Source organism: Clostridium sp. CS001 (genome assembly GCF_020443565.1).
Taxonomy (GTDB): Bacteria; Bacillota; Clostridia; order Clostridiales; family Clostridiaceae; genus Clostridium_AD.
Genome location: NZ_JAIZZN010000003.1, coordinates 184,444 through 208,864, shown reverse-complemented (window position 1 = coordinate 208,864; position 24,421 = coordinate 184,444). Strand labels below are relative to the sequence as shown.

24 protein-coding genes are annotated in these 24,421 nt (G+C 31.8%); 3 read left to right on the top strand and 21 right to left on the bottom strand.

The window, feature by feature from the left end; translation table 11 throughout:
* Positions 1 to 6: 6 nt before the first annotated feature.
* Positions 7 to 435: a division/cell wall cluster transcriptional repressor MraZ gene (mraZ, locus tag LGK97_RS03870; protein WP_226258424.1), complete on the bottom strand. Its 429-nt coding sequence runs from the start codon at positions 433 to 435 to the stop codon at positions 7 to 9.
* A gap of 381 nt (positions 436 to 816) precedes the next feature.
* Between mraZ and ychF the strand changes: the two genes are divergently transcribed.
* Positions 817 to 1,914 (top strand): redox-regulated ATPase YchF, encoded by a 1,098-nt coding sequence (gene ychF / locus LGK97_RS03865; protein ID WP_226258423.1) that lies wholly within the window; start codon positions 817 to 819, stop codon positions 1,912 to 1,914.
* A 65-nt stretch (positions 1,915 to 1,979) separates the two neighbouring features.
* Here ychF and LGK97_RS03860 read toward each other — a convergent pair whose 3' ends face one another.
* Entirely contained in the window at positions 1,980 to 4,295 is a 2,316-nt protein-coding gene (locus LGK97_RS03860) for an AAA family ATPase (protein WP_226258422.1), read from the bottom strand.
* Between the two features lie 247 nt (positions 4,296 to 4,542).
* Here LGK97_RS03860 and LGK97_RS03855 point away from each other — a divergent pair, with 247 nt between their 5' ends.
* A complete protein-coding gene (locus tag LGK97_RS03855; protein WP_226258421.1) occupies positions 4,543 to 4,956 on the top strand; it encodes a hypothetical protein in 414 nt (137 codons plus the stop codon).
* Between the two features lie 52 nt (positions 4,957 to 5,008).
* Here LGK97_RS03855 and LGK97_RS03850 read toward each other — a convergent pair whose 3' ends face one another.
* Positions 5,009 to 7,555, bottom strand: coding sequence for a cation-translocating P-type ATPase (locus LGK97_RS03850; RefSeq protein ID WP_226258420.1), 2,547 nt, complete (start codon positions 7,553 to 7,555; stop codon positions 5,009 to 5,011).
* A gap of 300 nt (positions 7,556 to 7,855) precedes the next feature.
* On the opposite strand from LGK97_RS03850, the gene LGK97_RS03845 reads away from it, so the two are divergent.
* Complete coding sequence (locus tag LGK97_RS03845; protein WP_226258419.1) at positions 7,856 to 9,499, top strand: putative manganese-dependent inorganic diphosphatase; 1,644 nt, start codon at positions 7,856 to 7,858, stop codon at positions 9,497 to 9,499.
* Between the two features lie 90 nt (positions 9,500 to 9,589).
* Here the strand turns inward: LGK97_RS03845 and LGK97_RS03840 are convergent, their stop codons facing one another.
* From LGK97_RS03840 to LGK97_RS03755, 18 genes are all read right to left on the bottom strand, one after another.
* Positions 9,590 to 10,387 (bottom strand): flagellar hook-basal body complex protein, encoded by a 798-nt coding sequence (locus tag LGK97_RS03840; RefSeq protein ID WP_226258418.1) that lies wholly within the window; start codon positions 10,385 to 10,387, stop codon positions 9,590 to 9,592.
* A 51-nt stretch (positions 10,388 to 10,438) separates the two neighbouring features.
* Positions 10,439 to 11,221, bottom strand: a complete 783-nt coding sequence (locus tag LGK97_RS03835) for a flagellar hook-basal body complex protein (protein WP_226258417.1) — start codon at positions 11,219 to 11,221, stop codon at positions 10,439 to 10,441.
* On the bottom strand, positions 11,218 to 11,361 hold the full coding sequence (locus LGK97_RS03830; RefSeq protein WP_226258416.1) for a hypothetical protein: 144 nt from the start codon (positions 11,359 to 11,361) through the stop codon (positions 11,218 to 11,220). The genes LGK97_RS03835 and LGK97_RS03830 overlap by 4 nt, the downstream gene beginning before the upstream one ends.
* Positions 11,362 to 11,417: 56 nt before the next feature.
* The gene (locus tag LGK97_RS03825; protein WP_226258415.1) at positions 11,418 to 11,906 is read right to left on the bottom strand and encodes a DUF6115 domain-containing protein; all 489 of its coding nucleotides are present in this window, start codon (positions 11,904 to 11,906) and stop codon (positions 11,418 to 11,420) included.
* Between the two features lie 17 nt (positions 11,907 to 11,923).
* Entirely contained in the window at positions 11,924 to 12,655 is a 732-nt protein-coding gene (locus tag LGK97_RS03820) for a FliA/WhiG family RNA polymerase sigma factor (protein WP_226258414.1), read from the bottom strand.
* 11 nt (positions 12,656 to 12,666) lie between these two features.
* Complete coding sequence (locus LGK97_RS03815) at positions 12,667 to 13,311, bottom strand: flagellar brake protein (protein ID WP_226258413.1); 645 nt, start codon at positions 13,309 to 13,311, stop codon at positions 12,667 to 12,669.
* Positions 13,312 to 13,323: 12 nt separating this feature from the next.
* Positions 13,324 to 14,214, bottom strand: a complete 891-nt coding sequence (locus tag LGK97_RS03810; protein ID WP_226258412.1) for a MinD/ParA family protein — start codon at positions 14,212 to 14,214, stop codon at positions 13,324 to 13,326.
* On the bottom strand, positions 14,208 to 15,467 hold the full coding sequence (gene flhF, locus LGK97_RS03805) for a flagellar biosynthesis protein FlhF (protein WP_226258411.1): 1,260 nt from the start codon (positions 15,465 to 15,467) through the stop codon (positions 14,208 to 14,210). Before flhF ends, LGK97_RS03810 begins: the two co-directional genes overlap by 7 nt.
* Positions 15,464 to 17,539: a flagellar biosynthesis protein FlhA gene (flhA, locus tag LGK97_RS03800; RefSeq protein WP_226258410.1), complete on the bottom strand. Its 2,076-nt coding sequence runs from the start codon at positions 17,537 to 17,539 to the stop codon at positions 15,464 to 15,466. Before flhA ends, flhF begins: the two co-directional genes overlap by 4 nt.
* A 3-nt stretch (positions 17,540 to 17,542) precedes the next feature.
* On the bottom strand, positions 17,543 to 19,381 hold the full coding sequence (locus tag LGK97_RS03795) for a fused FliR family export protein/FlhB family type III secretion system protein (protein WP_226258409.1): 1,839 nt from the start codon (positions 19,379 to 19,381) through the stop codon (positions 17,543 to 17,545).
* 11 nt (positions 19,382 to 19,392) lie between these two features.
* The gene (gene fliQ, locus LGK97_RS03790) at positions 19,393 to 19,662 is read right to left on the bottom strand and encodes a flagellar biosynthesis protein FliQ (RefSeq protein ID WP_226258408.1); all 270 of its coding nucleotides are present in this window, start codon (positions 19,660 to 19,662) and stop codon (positions 19,393 to 19,395) included.
* Between the two features lie 10 nt (positions 19,663 to 19,672).
* A complete protein-coding gene (fliP, locus tag LGK97_RS03785; protein ID WP_226258407.1) occupies positions 19,673 to 20,503 on the bottom strand; it encodes a flagellar type III secretion system pore protein FliP in 831 nt (276 codons plus the stop codon).
* Positions 20,487 to 20,855, bottom strand: coding sequence for a flagellar biosynthetic protein FliO (gene fliO / locus LGK97_RS03780; protein WP_226258406.1), 369 nt, complete (start codon positions 20,853 to 20,855; stop codon positions 20,487 to 20,489). Before fliO ends, fliP begins: the two co-directional genes overlap by 17 nt.
* A gap of 8 nt (positions 20,856 to 20,863) precedes the next feature.
* Positions 20,864 to 21,337, bottom strand: a complete 474-nt coding sequence (fliL, locus tag LGK97_RS03775) for a flagellar basal body-associated protein FliL (protein WP_226258405.1) — start codon at positions 21,335 to 21,337, stop codon at positions 20,864 to 20,866.
* Entirely contained in the window at positions 21,334 to 22,068 is a 735-nt protein-coding gene (locus tag LGK97_RS03770; protein ID WP_226258404.1) for a flagellar motor protein MotB, read from the bottom strand. The genes fliL and LGK97_RS03770 overlap by 4 nt, the downstream gene beginning before the upstream one ends.
* A complete protein-coding gene (locus tag LGK97_RS03765) occupies positions 22,061 to 22,873 on the bottom strand; it encodes a motility protein A (protein WP_226258403.1) in 813 nt (270 codons plus the stop codon). The genes LGK97_RS03770 and LGK97_RS03765 overlap by 8 nt, the downstream gene beginning before the upstream one ends.
* Positions 22,874 to 22,884: 11 nt before the next feature.
* Complete coding sequence (locus LGK97_RS03760) at positions 22,885 to 23,076, bottom strand: flagellar FlbD family protein (protein ID WP_226258402.1); 192 nt, start codon at positions 23,074 to 23,076, stop codon at positions 22,885 to 22,887.
* Between the two features lie 111 nt (positions 23,077 to 23,187).
* The gene (locus tag LGK97_RS03755; protein WP_226258401.1) at positions 23,188 to 24,372 is read right to left on the bottom strand and encodes a flagellar hook-basal body complex protein; all 1,185 of its coding nucleotides are present in this window, start codon (positions 24,370 to 24,372) and stop codon (positions 23,188 to 23,190) included.
* Positions 24,373 to 24,421 lie beyond the last annotated feature (49 nt).

The following is a 24,421-nucleotide window of genomic DNA, read 5'->3' as shown; positions in this document are numbered from 1 at the left end:
CTCCTTTTATATACCTAATTCAACCATTTTTTCCGCTATCTCATCAAAATTTATATCTGAATCGTTATACTTATCCCATTTATCCTTGGCCCATATTTCTATTCTAGTGGATACTCCTATACTTACTATTTCCTTTTCAATTGAAGCATATTCACATAAGTTTTGGGGTATTAACGCTCTTCCTTGTTTATCTATGGTTACCTCGTTGGCACCTGAGAAGAAAAACCTTACAAAAGCTCTTGCATCTTTGCTAGTTAATGGAAGCTTCTTTAGCTTTTCCTCCATTATCATCCACTCATCCATGGTGTATATGTATAAACATCCATCTAGGCCCTTAGTGAATATAAATTCGCCTCCTAACCCTTCTCGAAACTTAGTGGGAATAATTATTCTGTTTTTACTATCAATGGCATGTTGATATTCACCGATAAACATTTTATTACCCCACTTTATACTATTACTCTATGTTATAAAATTAATTCATTTTATAATTATGTTTTAATTTTAATAATCACTCCACTTTAAACCACTTTAAACCATTTTAAACCACTTTTAAGTATTATTCTATAGAAAAATGAAAATACCTTCTTATTTTATTAAACTATTATTACTTTTTTAAAAAAATTCAATTATTTATCCCTTGTATTGTATCGTGTTACCTATAATCACATAAACCCCTTATATTTCCTGAGTTTTAAAGGCATTCTCTATTTACTTTCCTTAAATGCCTTAAACTTTCTTGAAGTAACTTAAGTTCTAGAGTATAATTTATAAGATATTAATAATCTTAAGCGTAAGAAAGGAATGTACATATATATGAAATTAGGAATTGTAGGTTTACCAAATGTAGGAAAAAGCACATTATTTAATGCAATAACAAAAGCAGGTGCTGAATCTGCTAACTACCCATTTTGTACTATAGAACCAAATGTAGGGGTTGTTAGTGTACCTGACAAAAGATTGGATGTATTACAAACTATTTATAATAGCAAAAAGAAAATTCATACTGCAATTGAATTTTATGATATAGCTGGTCTTGTAAAAGGGGCAAGCAAAGGAGAAGGACTAGGTAATAAATTTCTATCTCACATTAGAGAAGTAGAATCTATTGTTCATGTTGTAAGATGCTTTCATGATGACAATGTGGTGCATGTAGAGGGCGGCGTAGATCCACTTCGCGATATAGATACTATTAATTTAGAACTTATTTTTTCTGACCTTGACGTTCTAGAAAGAAGAATGGAAAAATCATTAAAACTTGTTCGTTCCGGTGACAAAACAGCCAAAATGGAATATGAACTTATGGAAAGAATAAAAAACCATCTTGAATCAAACTTCCCAGTTAGAACATTAGAATTTAACGAAGAGGAAGCTGCTTTTGCAAGTACCCTTTTCTTAATTACTTCAAAGCCAGTATTATATGCTGCAAACATTAGTGAGGATGATCTAATGTCAGGTAATATAGAAAATGATATGGTTAAGAAGGTTAAAGAATTTGCTGCAAATGAAAATTCAGAGGTAATCGTAGTTTGCGCAAGACTAGAGGAGGAATTATCCACTTTAGATGATGATGAAAAAATGCAACTTTTAGAGGAATATGGTCTCAATGAATCAGGCCTTGATAAGCTTATTCACGCAAGTTATAAGTTATTAGGTTTAATGAGCTATTTAACTGCAGGTCCTCAAGAAATAAGAGCTTGGACTATACACATAGGAACTAAAGCTCCTGCTGCAGCTGGAAAAATCCACTCCGATATTGAAAGAGGTTTCATACGTGCAGAAATAGTTTCCTTTGATAAGTTAGTTGAATGTGGTAGCGAAGCCGCTGCTAAAGAAAAGGGCCTATTTAGACTTGAAGGAAAAGAGTATATTATGCAAGATGGGGATGTAGTTAATTTTAGATTTAACGTATAAAATAATCAGTATTTAAATCACAAAACGGGACATAAATATTTTGTCCCGTTCTTCTAATATATACCTTAAACATTACTGTTATTTAAAATCTTTTTATTACTATACTTTTTTAATTCCTTATTAATAGAAGTCATTACCTTCTTAAAGCTAGTATTTGAATCCCCCATTAGCACCTCAATTGCATCTTCTATAGAGGTCATAGTGTATATATGAAAGTTCCCATTCTTAATTTCCATTTCAACCTCCGCGCTTAAAACCAAATCCTCTGCATTTGATAAAGGAATTAATACACCTTTTCCCTTTACTGTGTCAATTGCTTTGCACACTCCAAAAAATCCTTCTATTTTTTCATTTACTCCCCCAATAGGTTGAACATCACCAAATTGATTAATAGAACCTGTTACAGCAATGCTTTGCTTTATTGGTATTTTGCTTAGGGCTGAAAGCATACATATAACTTCTGCAACGGATGCACTATCTCCATCTACTTTTCCATAAATTTGTTCAAAGCTTAAGTGAAAATCCACTGGCAACTTAGTGAATCCACCATTAATGGTGCTTATATATCCCTTTAGAATATTTATAGACTTAGTATGGATATTCCCACTTAGATTGCTATCCTTTTGAACATCTATAATATTCCCTTCACCCTTATAACAACAGCAAGTAATCTTTATTGGTTTACCAAAACTAAAGTATCCTGTATCAATTACTGATAATCCATTGATTTGACCTACCCTTATATCTTTAACATCAATAAGCATTTTCTTTTCTATATAACTATTTAGAATTTCCTTTTCTACAACATCTTTTTTATAACCTATATGAATTATATCTTCTTCACTAATCTCTTCCTTATTTTCTTCTTTAGCCTTATTATTTGATAATGTTAACAGCCTATTAATTTCATATTTGTCATAGTATATCTTGCTCCTGCTCTGTGCCTTTCTAGACAATATCTTTGCAACTTCTCTTATAGCGCCCTTTGTAAGACACTTAAAATCATTTTCACTACAAATCTTATTTATCTCAAATATCAAAGATTCTTTTAAATCATTGTTTATATTCTGCATGGGATTACATTCTGCCCTCATAGTAAAAATCTTTCTAAAATCCTCATCGTAGTTATAAAGCAAATTATAAGTCTCATAATCTCCAATAAGGATCACTTTCTCTTTAATTGGTATAGGTTCTGGTTTTAAAGTACCTAAAGAAAGAAACTCATAATAACTTTTATTAGAGGATACATCCACCTCTTGTGTTAATAATGCTTTTTTTAAATAATAGTAAGCTGAAGGGTTACTTAATAGATTATTTATCTTAATTATCAAACATCCTTCATTTGCTTTTAACATGCTACCACCTTTTATAAACTCTATATCCGTAGAATAGACCCCATTATGATTTTCATATTCTATATTTCCAAGTAAGTTTGCTATACTTGGGTCTTGCTCAAATATCACTGGTGATGTTTCATTTTTACTGTTATCTACAATTACATGTACGATATATTTATATATAATTTCATTTATCTTTTCCTCATCCTCATCATAGCTTAAGGAGTAGTTCTCTATAAGGTTATTTTCAATATTACTACATATTACATCAAAGTAATCCTGAACGGCTTCATCCTCCATAAACATTTTTTTAGACTCTTCTTTTAAATCATTCATTTCATCTTCATAATACACCTTCATTATTTCTTTTATCTTACCTATATCTCTTACTTCAATATCTTTTAATTCCTCTAATATCTTCCTAGCCTTTTCTTTTAAAATGCTTACGGTTTCTAAAACAGTTTCTCTGTTCTCTTTGTCTAATGTATCATATTCATTTTCAGTCATTTCACCGCTACTGCCTAAGGGAATGAAATTAAACCCACTATTAGTGGATTTTATGTCAAAGCCCTTCTCTTTTGCTAAATCAATAAGTTTTGTAATTAGCTCATTTCTTTGCTTTTGAATATTTTCTTTAATTTCTTCTTTTTCTTTATTTATGGAGTTATTATAAAATTGAAATGTGCACTCTAAATATTGGTTCTGCATTTTCAGAATAGCATCTCTCAACTTATTCCCTCCCCCATTACTTATAAAAATCGGTTTGGGTAATTTCTCATCTTCATATAAAACATAACAAATATCCTTTGGCTTACCCTTATTTTCAAAAGTCTTATTTACATATTTAATAATATCTTTAAGGTTTTGTTTTGAAAAATCTTCTATTAAATAAATATTAAAACCCTCTTCATCTATACTAAGAGCCGTTTTAATATTTTCTATTGCATCAAGATACTGTGGCATTGAGTCTGTATGGCTTCTTAAGCTTATATCTTCAATATCGAACTCATAAATAATATTCTTTGGAGTTAATTCTCTATTCATATTCCTCCTCCTTTCAATCCTTTATTATATTAATATTCTCAAATTATCAATTTAGGAACAAATCTTATCACTTAGAAATAATAATATTTAAAAACTAAGAATACTATACATATTTTCTATTAATTACTTTATTATATATATTACAATACGCTATTTTTAATACTTGAGTTAAATTACAACATAAGATATAATTAATTTACTGACTTTTTATATTTTTTATAATTTTTATTGTGAAGGAGTAATACACATGGGATTTAAAGACAAATTGACTAATAGCTATACACAGGCTTATTTAAAAAGATATGGTGATAGACTTACCCAAACACAAGGTAGAGTTCTATCTGTGAAAGTAGAAGAAAAGAGTTTTCTAAAAATATTTTATAAATTAACTGTAACTATCTTAGTAAAGGCCGACGGCAGTAAATCCATTGCTAGGTGCATATTTAAAAAAAGACGTTGGTTTAAAAAAATCAATTTCATTTCCGTGCTACAAGGACATTCTGTTGTAATTCAAGGAATGAAGGGTAAAAAAGGAAAAGAAAACAGAGAGCAGATTCAAATTGTGAATATTAGAAACATGACTACAAAAAAAGATTTGGTTCCAATGCAAGGAAATGCACCAAAAGTTCAGAGAATAAGATCTGATAAACGTTTTAAATAATAATAAAAGCTATATGATTTTATCATATAGCTTTTATTATTCGCATTATTAATTAATGCCTGTGCTTTATAAATAAGTATAAACTATTTATAAAGGAAATTATTCCAGAGAAAAACAAAATAATTAACCATTGACCAAAATTAAGGGGAATCGTGTGAAAAACGCCCTGCAACAACGGAGTATAAACTATACTAACTAGCATAATTATAGATATACCTACAGCCCCAATCAAATATAAATTTGTAAATGGGTTAATTTCAAATAATGAGTACTTTTCTGATCTACATTCAAATACATGTATAAGTTGAGATAATACTAAGGTTCCAAGGGCCAAGGTTCTACATGCCTCAATACTCATACCGTAATATTTACCCCCTATAAATGACAATATTGTGCATATACCAATGAGGCAACCTCTAATAATAATTTTTTCTGCAAGTCCTCTTGAAAATACGCTTTCATTCTTTTTTCGTGGTTTTTCAAACATAATATCCCTATCCGCCGGATCAACCCCTAAAGCTATAGCCGGAAGTCCATCTGTAACTAAATTTACAAATAAAATTTGTATTGGCAGTAGTGGATTTTCTAAATAAAATAAGGAAGCCAAAAACATAGTAAGTACTTCACCTAAATTACAAGACAATAAATATCTGATGAACTTTCTTATATTATCATATATTACACGACCTTCTTCAACTGCTGCAACTATGGTTGCAAAGTTATCATCTAAGAGAATCATAGAAGCTGCCTCTTTGGTTACATCAGTACCAGATATACCCATAGCTATACCTATATCTGCTTCCTTTATTGCTGGTGCATCATTTACACCATCCCCAGTCATAGCTACAATTTGATTTTTATGCTTAAAGGCTTTCACTATTCTTAATTTATGTTTTGGAGTCACTCTTGCAAAAATTTTAAAATTGTCAATATTCTTCTCTAGCTCTTTGTCAGTTAACTTGTCAACTTCATCTCCTGTTATGACCTCACTTGGATATTTACAGATATCTAATTCCTTTCCAATAGCATAAGCCGTATTTTTATGATCACCTGTTATCATTATTGGTCTTATCCCTGCAATTTTACACTTTATAACTGCACCTTTTACTTCTTTTCTTGGAGGATCAATTATACCTGCAATACCTATAAAGATTAAATTACTCTCCAAACTATCATCTCTTCTAATTCCAGATACCTTATAGGCACAAGCAATACATCTTAATGCCTTAAAAGACATAGATTCAACAGCCCTTAATAATGCATTTTTATAATTAGGAGTCATTGGAGTTACGTTACCGCTTACTAATATATAATTACAATTTTCTATAACTCGTTCTGGCGCACCTTTTACATAGCATATTTCTTTATCTCCTTCTTTAACGATAACAGACATAACTTTCCTTGTTGAATTAAATGGTATTTCATACACACGTTTAGATTTGCCTAAAAACTCTTGCAATTCTTTAGGATTTTCAAAAAATCCTTTAATTAATGCTGTTTCTGTAGGGTCACCAAATAAACATTTAGCAATATTCTTTGCATTAAAATTATAATTGCAATCATTACAGTATGTATAAGCTTTTTTCATTACTAAACTTATTGGAATATTATCCTTATCAACATCATAAGTCCGCCCATCAAAATAAAAGGCTTTTACTGTCATGTTATTTTCAGTTAGTGTTCCTGTCTTATCTGTACAAATTACGGAAGTACATCCTAAGGTTTCAACAGCTGGTAACTTTCTAACCAACGCTTTCCTTTTGAGCATTCTAGATACACCAAGTGCTAATGCAACTGTAACGATAGCCGTTAAGCCTTCTGGTATAGCTGCTACTGCTAAACTTACTCCTAGTAAAAACATTTCGTACTTATTTTGTCCTCGTCTAATACCCATAAAGGTTACAACTATGCAAATTATTATACAAAGCACAACTAGTATTTTCCCAAGATGGTCTAGTCTTTCTTTCAGCGGCGATTTTTCATTTTCAATACTATGAAGCATATTTGCTATTTTACCCATTTCTGTGCTCATTCCTGTAGCTACAACCTTTGCTTTAGCCTTTCCTGTAAGAAGTATTGTGCCCATATAAACATTATTATCCTTAGAAGTTGCACTTTTGGATACCCCAGCCGATTCTCCAGTAAGTAAGGATTCATCAAGCATTACATTATTATCTTCTGTTAAAATACAATCCGCCGGGATCCTATCCCCACTTTCCAAAATTACTAAATCACCTGGTACCAAATATATGGCATTAATTATAGTTAGGCTTCCATTTCTAATCACCTTTGCAGTTGGTGCTGCCAATTGACTTAGTGCCTCTAGAGACCTTTCAGTTTTATACTCTTGAATAAACCCTAATACTCCATTCATTATAACTATTATAAATATAGTTACTGCGTCTGCCTTCTCTCCCATAAGTCCTGAAATAACTGTTGCTGCAATTAATATCCAAGTAATAAAATCGTTGAATTGTGAAAAGAAAATCGAAATTGCAGATATTTTTTTCTTATTTTCCAGTTTGTTAAACCCGTATTTTTTTAATCTAACCTCCGCACTCTCTTTTGTAAGCCCCCCTGCAAATGTTTCATTAACCACGTGTATCCCCCCTTATTCTTCTCTACTACTATATGTGCTTGTCTACTTACATATGAAAAAAATATTGTGTATTATTTTAGTTAATTCACAATATATTAGTGATATAGTTGACCTTTTATTGATTTTTATGTGCAAAGCATTGGTTTTTTCTTTACAATATGGGTGTTTAAATATAAACTAATACTAATCATGTGATTTTTTCAAAGTCATAAAGGTTATAAAAATCGTAAGTTTAATAATAAGGCATATAATAGTTTATAATTGTTATATGCCTCGTGCGGAAATAAGGAGGGTTCATAGGTGAAAAATATTATTTATATTACTGGGCATAGAAATCCAGACACTGATTCTATTTGCTCTGCTATTGCCTATGCAGAGTTTAAAAATAAAACTGGTAAAATTGCAGCAGTTCCAATTAGGCTTGGAGAGATCAATCGTGAAACACAATTTGTTCTAGGTTACTTTAAAGCAGATATGCCTGAGCTTATAACCACTGTTAAAACACAGGTTTCTGATTTGGACATTGACATGGTGGCTCCTATTTCACCAGATATATCTCTAAAAATGGCTTGGGCTATTATGAAAAAAAATGATATTAAGACACTACCTGTTATAGATGAAAATGATAGGTTAGCGGGAGTTGCTTCAGTATCAAATCTTGCTTCTAGCTATTTAGATATTTGGGACAATTCTATTTTAGCTAAAAGCAAGACAACCCTTGAAAATATACTAGACACTCTGTCAGCTAAATGCGTGTACAGACCAGAAGGTACTTTTAAAATAACTGGGAAAATTATTGTAGCTTCTATGCATCCAGATAGCATGAAAGAGATAATTGAGCCAGGTGATATAGCTATATGCGGAGATAGGGAAGATTCCCAGCGTTTAATAATTAATTCTAAAGCTTGCCTTATAATCATTACAGGCAACTATGTTCCAACGGATGATATTATCACCCTTGCAAAAGCTAGTGGTTGCACAATCATATTAACCCCTTTTGATACTTTTACAGCTTCTAGATTAATAACTCAAAGCATACCAATAAGCTATGTTATGTCTAGAAAAAATGTTTTAAGTTTTAATACAGAGGACTTTATTGATGACATAAAATATATTATGCTTGAAACTAGATACAGGAGTTACCCTGTTCTTGATGAAAATAATAAAGTTATTGGAAGTATATCTAGATACCATTTAATATCTCAAAATAGAAAAAAGGTTATACTTTTGGATCATAATGAAAAAACTCAATCAGTTCTTGGTCTTGAAGATGCTGAAATATTAGAAATTATAGATCATCATAGAATTGCAGATGTGCAAACTGGCTTACCTATATACTTTAGAAATGAGCCTGTGGGTAGTACGTCAACAATTGTAGCCTCCATATTTTTTGAAAATGGAATCAGACCTTCAAAAAATGTTGCCGGTCTTTTATGTGCAGCAATTATTTCTGACACATTGCTTTTAAAATCTCCTACTGCTACTTTAGTAGATGAACTTATATTAAAAAGATTAGCTCAAATCGCTGATTTAAATATAGAAGAGTTTGCTAAAGAAATGTTTAAAGCTGGAACATCTTTAGAAGGTAAAACCGCTAAAGAAATCTTCTTCCAAGACTTTAAAGTTTTTTCACTAAATAATTTTAAAGTAGGGGTATCGCAAGTGGGTACAATGTATATTGAAAGTTTTGACCCATTAAAAGATGACATGATAAATTTAATGACTAAAAAGGCTAAGGATAGTGGTTTTGACTTAATTCTACTAATGCTAACAGACATATTAAATGGTGGCTCTGTGTTAATGGCTGTTGGAGAGCATACAGATGTTGTTTCAAAAGCCTTTAATGTTTCCTTAACTAATAATGGAGTATATATTCCTGGTTTAGTTTCAAGAAAAAAACAAGTTATACCGCCTATTACAGCAGTTATAGATAAGATAAACTAAAATACGTAATTTCCTATTTTAAATAAAAAACAAAGCATTATAGGCTTATCAAAATCTATAATGCTTTGTTTTTATTTGATTATTGATTTATTATCTTCGTAAATTATTAGCCATTTGCCACATTTCATCGGCAGTTTTCAAAGTAGAAGAACTAAGCTGAAACGCCCTTTGTGTCATAAGCATATCTGTCATTTCTGTTGCAAGGTCAACATTAGACAACTCCAAATATCCTTGCATTATAGAATAATCATTACTTTCTAACATCCCTACACCAGGCTTTGGCATAAATAAATTGTCCCCTACAGAAATCATTGAGTTATTTCCTATAGCCCTTGATATTTTTACTTTTCCAACAGGTATATCACTATTATTCTCTTTAATAGTTACCTCGCCTTTTGAATCTATGTTGAAATTATTAGAATTAAATTTATAAGGCCCGTCTGCTTTATTAATATCCTTACCTTCACCATCAACAATACTAAGTCTATTTCCACTTTGATCAACTATAGTACCACTAGCATCAGTCAGAAAATTCCCCGCTCTGGTATATGCCTTACTGTTGTCCTTCTGGAGCACTTCAAAATAGCCTGTACCATCTAATGCTAAATCCGTCGAAAGCCCCGTTGGTGTAACGCTACCCTGCGTAGTGTCCCTTGTCCACTCGGATAATCTAATACCTGTACCATTTTGCAGTACCGTCTTCCCCTGTTTATCAGCAGATACCGGATATCCTTTTCTATCAAGTGACTCATAAACAAGATCTTTAAAACTTGCATCAACCTTTTTATATCCATTAGTATTTACATTGGAAATATTATTAGATATTGCATCTAATTTTTCCTGTTGTGCCATCATAGAACTTCGACTATTCCATAAAAGTCTTAACATACACTATCGCCTCCTCATTTATATCTTATTAAATATTGTTCATTTCATGTTTTATCCTACTCTGCCTACTTCATTAACAGCTTTTCCTAATGTTTCATCAATAGATTGCATAACCTTTTGATTACTTTCAAAATTCCTCATAACTGTCATCATATTTACTATTTCATTTGTAACGTTAACATTAGATTTCTCTAAGGTGTTTTGTCTCACTGTAATATTTGTATTTTCAATTGGACTTAATGCATCATATAAATTATCTCCAACTTTATTGAGGGTTTTATAATCTTGAAAATCTACAGTATTAAATTTATATAAGTTTTCATCATTAACGCTTATATCTCCATACTTATCAACCTGAAGCTTGCCATCACCAACAAATAAAGGCTCAGTATCGTTAGTTGCTTTATTCTTACATAAAACCCTATCCCCACTATCTGTTACCAAATACCCTAGTCTATCAATGTGAAAATCACCACTTCTAGTATAATAGGTCTTGTTCTCAATACCATTATTCCTTTGTACTGCAAAAAATCCACTGCCTTCAATTCCAAAGTCTGTAGATTTATTAGTTTGTTGAAGCAATCCTTGAGTAAAATATGTATTTAGGTCATCTATTTCACTACCCATGCTTAAAGAACCAATAACATTCCTAGTATTCTTCCCATTTACAACCTTGTCATAGTTTTGTATTAATACATCATCAAACTTTTTAATAGAAAGATTTTCGCTTTTAAAACCAATAGTATTTGCATTTGCTATATTATTAGTTACAACGCTTTGTTTAGCTTCCCCAGTTATAAGCCCTGTAACTGCTGTATAGAGACCTCTAATCATTTTTTGACACCATCCTTCGTAATAATTGTCATCTCATCAGGGTAACGCATACCATATCCCCTAGCTTTTATTTCAACCTTACCTTTACTCATTTCATAATTTATTTTCGCACCACTTAATAAAATAGACGCTATAACCATTCCTATTCCTATTCCTATTAAAAGCTTCCTATCACTTAGAAATCCTATTAAACTCTTTATCTTATATATAAATCCTTTATTAATAGCACTTCCCCCTTACCGAGCTTCAATATTTCTGATATTTCCTGATCGGAAAATCCTTCACTAAATAATCTTTTTATCTCATTAACCTTATACTCGTTAGCATTATCAATGTTAGTGCTAATATTAGTATCAGTAATGTTGACAGTAGTACTTTCACTATCATCACCATTATGATAATTATCTATAATAATTTTATCTTTATTATCGTCATTGATTTTCTCAGTACTTTGCAGGTTATTAGCACTACTTTCCATGATTTCTCTAATAGCCATTAACTCACTTTGAAGCTCAACAATACTTTCAGAAAACTCTTGCCTAACTTCCCCTAGTTTAATATCATAATCATTAATATTCCCTATAGCATTTCCTAGCGCTCCATCAAAGGATTTATTTTGTTTTTTTATAGCTATTACATTTAAAATTATAAGTATCAGTCCAATAAAAATCAATAAACCCGTCATACAACTCACTCCAAATTTTATAATATTTCATACTTTAGTTTCGCAAGTTCCTTTCTCAGGTTTACAAGTGCTCTACTATGAAGTTGACAAACCCTCGATTCTGATACACTCAGGATACTTCCGATTTCTTTTAAAGTAAGACCTTCATAGTAATATAAAGTTAGTACCATTTTATCTTTTTCTTTTAGGTTTTCAAGACCTAAGGCTAAGTATTCAACCTGCTCTTTATCTTCTAGAGTCTTTTCTGGACTTGGACTATTGTCATCTTTAATCGTACCACTTAGTGGCATGTCATCGCCTTCTGAAAATATTATATCCTCTAGGGAAACTACAGATATATAATTTATATTGCTTTCAATATCCGCCACATCATAAATTGTAATACCTAATTCACTTGCAATTTCATGGTTTGAAGGTTCTCTATATAAGGTTTTCTGAAGTCTTTCAATAGCTTCATTGTATCTGCTTAACTTATCCATGGCACCCTTAGAAATAGGACTATTTCTTCTAAGTTCATCAATCATAGCCCCTTTTATTCTTATAGATGCATAACTTGAAAACTTCATGCCTTTAGTGGCATCAAACTTTCCTAAAGCATCCATAAGTCCGAGCATTCCATAGCTAATCAAATCTTCATACTCAACATATTTGGTTTTTCCAATTATTACTCTAGATGCAATATATTTAACTAAAGGTATATGCTTTTTCACAATTTGCTCTTTTATATCAACTGCATCAACATTGGACATTTAAGCGCCTCCTAACTTTTTTTCATCTGTTCTCTCATAAGTTGAAATATAAACTTAATGATAACTTCTCTGGTTGAATTATCTAAAAACTCAAAGCTTAAACCACAAACAAATCTACCTTCATCATCTTTTATAATTCTCATTGCTTGCCCTACAACAAGTAAATTTTCATTATTAATAGTTAATGATACCAGTAGGAAATCATTTTGCTTAACGTGCTCTGCTACTTTAATTTTCATTCCACCACCACTTAAATCAAGCAATACACCGTTTGTATATTCACTATCTTCTATGGTTTTAGGGTTAGTTTTTGGCTCGTTTTTAAGATTTTTATATTTAACGCTATTTAGCAATGTTATTCTAAAATATTTTCTTCTCTGTATTTTTTCTATTTCCGTTGGTTGTGCTAAAAGTAAAATAGGTATATTTTCAAATTTACGTCCTATAACTGAAGATTTAAATTTATAAATACTATCTTCTTCATAGTAAATAACCTCTACAGCCGTTCCCCTTGATAATGGTATATATTGACCTGTACTAACAGGAATGTTAGTTGCTATGTATTCATCAGTTATGTCTTGTATATTGCAATTAAAATACTTTTCGTCAATAAATAATTCTAGTTTCATATTTACTTTAAAATCAACTTTAGTCATTATTCCAACCCCTTACGAGAAAATACTGAAAATTTTCTTGAACAGACCTTCTAGCCCCATGCCACTGGCCTTTTCCTTTATGCCTTCAATTTTAATTGCTATAGAATTTATATCTTGAGCTACTTGAGAACTGGGGTAACTTATTATTACTGGTTGCTGCTGTCTTACTGCATAAGATAATTTTTTATCCTCACCTATTTGACCTAAATACTCTAGTTTCATTGAAAGAAACTTAGTAACAGCATTATTAAATTTGTTATATGTAATGGTAGCTTCATTATTATCTAAGGATCTATTTATTATAACTTTAGCAGAATTTTTAATATTAAAATGCTTAACAGCCTTTAATAAGCTATATGCATCTGTCAGGGATGTAGGTTCAGGTGTTGTTACTATTACTAAATCCTCTGAGCATGCAATAAATCCCAAAACACTTTTATTAACACCAGCTCCTGTATCCATTATTATATAATCAAACCCCGTTAAAGCGGTAAGTTTATTTAGGAATAAATCCCTTTGATCTTGCGTCAAATCTTCAACTTTAGAAAGGGCTGATCCGCCTGCTAAAAGTTTCACCCCAAAGGGCCCAGTTAAAACAACTTCCTCAATCTCTTTACCTTTACTTATAACATCAAACACATTGTATCTAGAGGAGCATCCCATTATAATATCATCATTTCCCATGCCTATATCTGCATCAAAAATCATAACTTTCTTACCCATTTTTTGAAGTGCTATAGATAAATTAACTACTATGTTACTTTTACCTACTCCTCCCTTACCAGAGGTTATAGTTATAATTCTAGGCTTGCTGGTATTATTAGAATTATCAGCTCTACTAGACATATTGTTTTTATCATTTTCAACAGCCATCTGTCTCAATCTTTGAGCTTGATCTAGCATATGTTATCCTCTCCTAATACAAGACTGACAATCTTGTCAACTGATAATTCTTTAATATCATCAGGTACATTTTGCCCAGTTGCAACAAAGCTCAATGGTTTTTTTGCAATTTCTAATATATTAAGTATGGAACCATAAGTTGAAGTTTCATCTAATTTAGTTACTATTATATTATTATAGTTTAAAATTCGATATCCTTCAATAATATATTTAATATCTTTATTTTTAGTTGTCGAACTTAGGACTAAATGGATATTTTTTGTATCAGCTTTTTCCACAAAAGTTCTGAGTTCCGACATCTGCATATTATTTTTACTATTTCTACCTGTAGTATCAATGAGCACAACTTCACATTCTTTCATACTTTCTATAGCACTTTCCATGTCCTTCATGTTGTATACTACCTTAAACGGTATGTTCATTATATCGGCATAGGTTTTCAGTTGCTCTACTGCACCAATTCTGTAGGTATCAACAGTAATTAATCCTACCTTTTTTTTCTCAACTAAAGCTAACCTTCCCGCAAGCTTTGCTATGGTAGTAGTTTTTCCAACGCCAGTTGGCCCCACAAGAACTATTCTACCTTCTAGTTTTGGCTTAGTCACATGAATCATTTCTTTTAATGCAACTTTTAATCTTTCATATTCATTACTTTCTACTTCGTCACTTCTGGCTTCATCAGTTTGTTTTTTACCAGTTGTAATTTCACTAAATTCATCTTGAATACTCTTAATTTTTTCCAATAGTTTCTCAATATTTTCATTATCTACATCATTTTCTTCCAAGATTTTTTCTATATTACTTTTTTCACTATGCTCTACCTTATTACCACTAGTAAGTTCACTAAGCATACTCTTCATTTCTTGCATTTCATTCATTAAGTCCTTTGAATTCTTTGAGTCCATAGACTCCTTTGAACCCCTTAATTCTTTTGCATCTTTAGCATTCTTTAAATCCCTTAATTCTTTTGCATCCTTTAAATCCTTGAAGTAATCATTACCACTAACGTGGCTATTTTCCTTCTCTACAACCTTTTTAATTGCATCTATACTACTTTTTACATTTTGTTCTTGCACATTTACTTCATTTTCAACCGCAGCTGTTACTTCAATAATCTTTTTTGAAAATAAACCTTTTAAGCCTGGTTTTCGTATTTTCCTTTGACTAATAATTACAGCATCTGTGCCAAGCTCATATCTTATTCTCGTCATGGCTTCATTCATGCTATTAACTACATATCGCTTTATAATCATTGCAACGTCACAACTCCTTCAGTTTTAATCTCGATTTCATTTGGTATCTCGTTAAGTGAAAGCACTGTAATGCTTGGGAATACCATTTCAATTAATCTTCTAAAGGCTGGTCTTATTTTTGGAGATACCAAAATCACTGGCTGATTGTTGTGAAAATAAATTGTACTAATATTACTTTTAATGGAATTTAATATTCTCCCTGTGGTATCAGGATCTACCGCTGGAAAAGACCCCTGCAAGGATTTTTGAATGTTATTACCGATAATATCCTCAACCTCTGGTGCTAAAGTTATTATTGTTATACATCCATTGTCATCAACAAGTCCATTGCATATACTTCTTCCTAGAGAAAAACGGACATATTCTGTTAATACTTCTATATCTTTAGTCACTCTTGAATTATCTGCTAAAGATTCTAAAATTGTAACCATATCCTTTATTGCTACCCTTTCTTTTAATAAACTTTGAAGGACCTTCTGAACCTCACCAACAGTCATAAGATCAGGTATTAACTCCTCAACCACAGTATTATATTTCTCTTTTACAGAGTCAAGTAATAACTTTGTTTCTTGTCTACCTAATAACTCAAAGGCATGATTTTTAATAGTTTCTGTTAAATGTGTTACCATTACAGTAGTTGGATCTACCACTGTGAGCCCTTTTATTTCTGCATCTTCTCTTTGGTCATTATTTATCCAAACTGCCGGTAGCCCAAAGGTTGGTTCAATTGTGTTTATGCCTTGCATGTTAATATCCTCGGAACTTGGGTCAATGCACAGTAGCATGCTTGGCATTAACTCTCCTTTTATTATTACAGTTCCTCGAATTTTAACCACATATTCATTGGTTTTAAGTTGCAGATTATCTTTAATTCTAATAGGTTGAACAACAATCCCCATCTCCAAAGCACATTGTCTTCTAACTGATGCAATCCTTTGTAATAAGTCTCCTCCTGTAGATTCATCCGCCAGTGGGATTAATCCATATCCTATTTCTATTTCCATAGGCTCAACAGAAATCAAATTCATTACATTTTCTGGTTCTCTATTTTCAGTTTCAAAAGACTCCTGTTCTTCACTTTCTATTTTCATAATTTTTTGATCTTTTTCGTCTTTATGTAAAAAATATGCGCTAATTGCAGTAGCAATTGAAAGCATAATAAAAACCAAGTGAGGCATTCCCGGAATTGCTGCTAAAACTAATAGCACCACTGATGCTAGACCTATTACTTTTGGGAAAGCAGTAAGTTGCTTGGTCACTTGACTTCCTAAATTTGTAGTACTACCTGATCTAGTAACTAGAATACCAGAAGCAACTGATATTAAAAGCGCTGGAATTTGGCCTACAAGACCATCCCCTACTGTAAGTCTAACATAAGTAGTTGCAGCTTTTGCAATTGGCATCTTAAGCATTACTACGCCTATAATAATACCACCAAAAATATTGATTATAGTAACAATTATACCTGCTATAGCATCTCCTTTTACAAATTTAGATGCTCCATCCATAGCTCCATAAAAACTAGCCTCATCCTGCAATTTTGTTCTTCTCTCTCTTGCCTGATCTTCATTAATGGCACCAGTATTCAAATCAGCATCAATACTCATTTGCTTACCAGGCATTGCGTCTAGTGTAAATCTAGCAGAAACTTCTGAAACCCTTCCTGCCCCTGCTGTAATAACTATAAACTGTATAACGATTATTATTAAGAAAATAATTATTCCTACTACATAATTACCACCAACAACAAATTCACCAAAGGCTTCAATTATATCACCTGCATAAGCTTCTGTTAATATTAGCCTAGTAGATGAAATATTCAATCCTAATCTTAAAAGTGTTGTAATAAGTAGCAACGTTGGAAAAACTGAAAATTGCAACACTTCTGTTGTAAACATTGTTAATAATAAAATTATAACTGCCAGTGTAATATTAATTGCAATTATTACGTCCAAAAGCTTTGGAGGTAATGGAATAATTATCATTAAAACTATCCCTATTACTCCAAATGCAACTAAAATGTCTAGATTGTTCTTTATACTAAATTTCGAGTTTTCAGCCACAAATATCATCCTTTACTTTCTTTTCTTTAATTTGAATACCAATGCTAATATTTCTGCCACAGCACCATACATCTCAGCTGGGATTTCCGATCCTATATCTAATTGTTTATATATTAACCTTGCTAAAGGTTTATTTTCAAAAATTGGGACCTGATTTTCTTTAGCAATCTCTTTTATTTTTATAGCTACATTGTCTGCTCCCTTGGCCACAATTATTGGAGCACCTTCGCCTCCTTGCTCATATTTAATTGCTATAGCTAAATGAGTAGGATTTGTAATAACCACAGTAGCATCAGGCACTTGTTGCATCATTCTACCTGCCGCCATTTCCCTTTGCTTTTGCTTAATTTTAGATTTAATCTGTGGGTCTCCTTCTTGTTGCTTATATTCTTCTTTAATTTCTTGAAGACTCATTTTCAACTCTTTGTTGTGTTTATACTTTTGATATGCAAAGTCAATTACGGATATTATAATCATAATTATTGCTATTTTGAAAAATATGTCCACCACTAATCCACCGAATACAGTTAAAATAGCATCTATTTTCAAACTTCCATAATTCATTATACTTAAGTAATTACTTTGAATAAAATCATAAGCTACAAATCCTATTACAGAAATTATAGCTAAATTCTTAACTAAATCTACTAAAGATCTTGTAGAAAAAATTTTCTTGAATCCACTTATTGGATTTAGCTTTTTTAAATCAGCCTTAAGTGGTTCACCGGTAAATATAAATCCAGATTGCATAAGGCTTGCAATTATACCCATAATCATAATAGGTACAAGAATTGGTAAAACCAAAAGACCAAACCTTATTAATGAAACAAGAAGCATATTTTTAAAAGTATACTCGTTAACACTTAATGTTAAATAATTGCTTAAGAAAAGACTTAATAAACCTTTTAAATTCTCTAGCATATATGAGCCTAGCATAATCATAAGCAGTGTCACAGTAAATAGTGTAATAGTAGATGATAATTCCTTACTTTTTGCTACTTGCCCCTTTTTCTTTGAATCACTTTTCTTTTTGGGAGTAGCTTCTTCAGTTTTTTCACCACTATCTGCAGAAACAATAATTAATAATGGCAATACCTTATATAGAGCTTTAATTACATCTGGAATTGCATAAAAAGAATTCACTATTAAATTTAAAATTGTTGGCAGCACTAAAGCAAAGCAACTGAGCCCTACCAATATCTTTATTGGCATACCTAATATCATAATATTTAATTGAGGCACTGTCCTTGATACCAGTCCCATACACAAATCAGTGATAATAATTATTAAAATAATTGGTATGGCTATTTTTACTCCAAGTGTAAAAAATTCTATAAAAACCTTTACTACCATCATTGATGACTGCTGATTAAGTATAAACCTTCCAATACTAACACTGTTAAAACTATCAATAATAGCCCTTATTAGCATATGATGGCCATCTACAACAAAAAACATTACCATGCTTACCCAATATAGCAACCTACCAAGTAGCGTAACATTCTCATTTGATATAGGATCAAACATGCTCATCATAGAGAATCCAACTTGGAAATCCATGAGTTGCCCCGCCATCTGTGCTGAGAAAAAACAAAATTTTACTAAGTAACTTAATATTAATCCAGTGGTAACCTCTGATATTGCAAAAACTATCAGCGTCATATTACTAGTAATTAAATTTACATTTTCATAATTAACACCTGGCACTATTAAAAAAGTGAAAATAACACAAAATCCAACCTTTGCCATTGGAGGAGTAGATTTAGGAAAGAAAATTGGTATGCCCATAAAAAATGCTGAAATTCGCAGGAGTACCATAATGAAGCCTAAATAATAAGCTGTATCAATCAATATAACTCCACCTAACCTCCCATATTAGCCATAAGTTCAAAAATTCTTGTTGTAAAACTAACTACTGTATGAAGCATCCAGCTACCCATTAATAGTCCCATTAATGCAACTGCTAATAACTTTGGTACAAAAGTTAATGTTTGCTCTTGGATTTGAGTAGTAGCTTGAAATATACTTATTATTAATCCTACAAGGGTAGCCACAAGTAAAATTGGTGCAGCTACTAATATTGCAGTTTGAATTGCATCTTTTATTATAGATAACACAATACTCTCAGTCATTTATTTCACCTCAACTAAAACTCATAATTAATGATTTTACCAAAAGATTCCATCCATCAACCATAATGAATAACAATAACTTAAATGGAAGCGAAATCATAACTGGTGGTAACATCATCATTCCCATAGCCATTAAAATACTACCTGTAACAATATCTATTATAATAAATGGTATGAATATTAAAAATCCCATTTCAAAAGATCGCCTTAGCTCACTTATCATAAAAGAAGGCACCACTGCATATAGGGGCACTTTATCATAGGTTAATTTAGGCTTCCCATTTACCATTATTACCTTTCCCGCTTCATCAACCTGATTTTTAACTGTATCTTCTAACTTTCCAACTTCTAAAAAAAGTTTTAAATCCTTTGCTCTTGTTTGTTTTAACATAAAATCTCTCATAGGTTTTGACCCTTTATCAATAGCAACCTGTTGAGTTATTTGATTATTTAAGTATGGAGTTAAAGCCTCATTATTTAATTTTTCAAAGGTTGGAGCCATTGTAAAAAAAGTTAAAAATAATGCAAGCCCTATAATTACCTCCTTTGGTATTGCCTGCTGAATTCCAATAGCACTTTTAAATAAGGAAAGTACTATAATAATTCTTACAAAGCTTGTGGTCATTATTATAAATGAAGGCAATAAAGTAAGTACTGTAAGCATTATTAACAGCTTAATATTATCAACATAGTCAGTTGGCGTCTTAGCATTGTCGACTGAAATATTAATCTTAGGTATTGGCAGTGTTTGAGGTGCTGCATTTACTACCTTAACTGCAACAATCCCTACAATTACCATAGCCAAAGCAAAAATAAACAAGTTTTTATTTTTTCTTTTCATCTTTAACTTCCTTTTTCATAATGTGTTTTTTAAACAAGTCTTTCATATCTTCATATTGTGGTATTTCTTTACTATTTTCAATAATAATAATTTCTTCTTTGGGAATTTCAAATAAAATTTCTATGTTCTTTGAACTTGAAGATATAGCATAAGCGTTTTCACCAATTTTTACAACGAGAATACTATTGTCCTTAGATAAGGTAATCCTATCTAGTATTTTCATATACTTACCATCTTGTAACTTTTGAAGCTTATTGCCACCATATTTTAAAGACAGGTACAATAAAAATAATATGAGGGGTAAAAACAATATAATTTTGAGTATTAGTATCCAAAATTCACCGTCTATCATATTTGCACCTACTGCACTAATATATCATTAAAATATATATGAGAAACCTTTCCTTTACTTAAAGCTGAATTTATACTAACAATTAACTGTTCCTTCATAGTATCAACACCTGTTGCTCCAAAGTCCGTAGTTTTTTTTGACCTGAAAGAAGTGTTTAATACATCCCTAATTATTGGTTTTTTCAACTCTATTTCCGCTGTCAAATCTTTATTATCCTCGTAGCCAATAAAAACCTTCACCTTTAGATATCTTCTTCCATCCTCATCTAAAAGATTCACTAAAAATTCATCTAATGAATAAGTTACCTCATTAATTTCCACAGGTTTATCTGATTTAACATCAGCACCTACGCCTTTTTTACTTGCTAAATACATTCCTCCAAAGGTTGCTCCGCCTACTACTATTAAAGATAATAGAACTATAATTACAATTTTAAAAATGTTTCCTTTTGGGGATTTATCTTTTTTTGGTTTCTCACTCATTTTTTAGTGGCCTCCTTTTCATTTGCAACAATTAAAATATTTACTCTTCTGTTTAAAGCTCTGTTTACATCGTTATTATTAGCTACAATAGGCCTGTATTCACCATATGCAACAGAACTAAACCTTTTTGGAAGAACTTGGCCTTTTATGCTTACAAAATACTCAAGCACATTTAAAGCCCTAGCAGAAGATAGTTGCCAGTTATTGTTATATTCGTAATTGCTAATGGGAATATTATCAGTGTGCCCTTCAATTACAACATCATTCGGGAAAGTAGCTATTAATCCATTTATTGAATTTAAAACTGGTTTACTCTTATCTATAATCTCTGCTTTTCCACTTTCAAATAAAATGTTTTCCCTAAGTTGAATGATAACACCTCTATTGTCAGACTTTATCACTACTGTTGATTCTAACTTTTTGTCTTTTATGAAGCTTTGAACCTTTTCATATATATCCTCAGTATCATTATTAGCGTTAGTAGTTGGAATTGGCTCCCCTACTAATGGAACTTCTCCAGTTTTTACATTGAAATCTAAAATACTCTTTCCAGTTTCACCTGTTAAAACAGATTGAAGAGAAGACGCGATTTGTTTGAACTTTGCAGCATCAACTGTTGAAAAGGAATATAATAACACGAAGAAGGTTAGAAGAAGTGTCATAGTATCTGAAAAGGTAGCTATCCAAGCATCTGTTCGCATCTCCTCTTTAGCACCTTTTTTTCTAGACATTATCTGTCACCCCAGCTGTTTTTGCTTGTGCTTCAAGAAACTTTAACCTGTCATATGGTGATAAATAAGACGTTAACTTTTCTTCAACAATCCTTGGATTAACTCCAGATTGAATTGCAAGTATTCCCTCAAGCATCATTTCCCTAGCATTTACTTCAATAGTTGATTTATAATTTAAGTTTTGCGCCATAGGTATTAATATTAAATTTGCAAGTAGTGCTCCATAAAACGTAGTTATTAATGCTTTTCCCATACCAGAAGCTAATGCAGAAGAGTCACTTAAATTTGCAAGCATCTGAATAAGTCCTATAAGAGTACCAATCATACCAAATGCAGGTGCATAAGCTGCCCAAGCTTTTAACATGTTAGCGCCATCAGTATGACGTCTTTCCATTTCACCTATTTCTAGTTCCATGATTTCCTTTATTGTTTCTGGTTCAAGACCATCAACCACCATTTGAAGTCCCTTTTTCAGAAATTCATTTGTTAATTGAGCCATTTCATCTTCAAGAGATAAAAGCCCTTCTCTTCTTGCCTTTTTAGATAAATTTGTGAAGCTATCAATAATTTCTGTGCTAGACATTGTACTCTCTTTAAATGATTGCAGCGTAACTGTCATTACTCTTTTCATTGCTGAGATAGGGTATGCTATGAGAAGTGCAGCAAATGAGCCCCCTACTGTAATTAATATTGATGCGAAGTCATAAAATATCCTTAAGTTAGCTCCACCAGCCGACATACCCCATACAATCAGCACGATTCCTATTGCAACACCAATACTGGTCAAAATATCATGTTTTTTCATGTAACTTCCTCCTATAACCTACCTGCAAATATCTTCTTTTTATAATCTATAACTTCCTTAATTACTTGTTCTGTACTCTCGAGCACCAGATACTTCTTTCCATTTATAAGCGTTATTAATGTTTCAGGCACCACTTCTATTTTTTCAATAATTTCAGCGTTTAAAACAAATCCTTCTTTATTTAAACCTGTTAATTTTATCATAGCCCCTCCTATTATCTAATATGTATTATAAATTAAAAGAATTTGGTAAGTCTCAAATACTTGTAGCATTTGAGACTTAACACAAATTCACTTTAAAATTTCATGTTACTACTATCTTTTCAGATTTATTATGTCTTGTAGTATTTCATCCCCAGTGGTAATTGTCTTACCTGCTGCTTGGAAAGCTCTACTTGCAACAATCATATCTGTAAATTGCTCAGCTAGGTCAACGTTTGACATTTCAAGCATTCCTTGAAGCATGTCACCGTAGCCCATGCCATTGTCTGTAACGTATTTAGGATCCTCAGGATCGAAGCTTTCAGGATCAACGTCATCAGGAAGTGCGCCCTTTCCTGTCCTTACCACTGCAGCACCCGAGTTTGAGGTATTTGCGTATATATTACCTCCAACTTTAGATAATCCAGCAGGATTCTTAAATGAAGCAACCGCTACTTGTCCTAGTATTGCAACTTTACCACTGTCTAAAACTGCTTTTATCATCCCATCCTTTTCTATAGAAAAAGTTCTAATTCTAGAAAATGTCGCTTCTGTAGCTGGAATAATAGGTGGTCCAGGAATCTCCTCTACTGCTGGAACAAAAATCTTTTCTGGTATAACCAGAGGTACTAATATGTGGCTTGTAAATATGGTTGGACTATCTGCATTAGCGTAAGTTAAAATTGGCTTACCATTTTTATCATAATCTAAACTTGTATTTTTTCCATCATTAACAGCGTATCCGAGTATTCTTAATCCGTCAGAATTCAGTAAGTTTCCTTCATTATCTAGGGTTAAAGCTCCGTCTCTTGTATAAGATATTGTTAACCCATTGGAATCATTTACTGTATAATCAGGATTTAGCTGAACCCCTTTTTTTTCATTAAGTTTTTTATCCTTTGATGATTCAATTGTTTCTTCTGCAGCTGCTATTTGATCTGGATTTATACTCCTCTCAGCCTCACCTTTGGGAACTAACCCTTTAGCCACCATTAAGTACCCTTCACCATCCATAGCAACATCCAAATTTCTAGATGTTGGTTGCATCATACCTTGCCCTACCATAGTATCAATCCCTGCAACTTGTACACCAAGACCTACTTGTCTTGCATTAACTCCACCTTGATTTGCTCCAGGAGCTAAGGCTTGAGACATACTTTGACTTACCATGTCTTGAAATCTAACTCTTGAACCCTTAAATGCTGTAGTTCCAACGTTAGCTATATTATTTCCTATAACGTCTAATTTGACTTGATTTGCTTTCATTCCGCTTATACCAGAATATAATGATCTTAGCATAATATTACCTCCACTTTTATGTTTGAGTTTTACTGAAAATATTTCTATA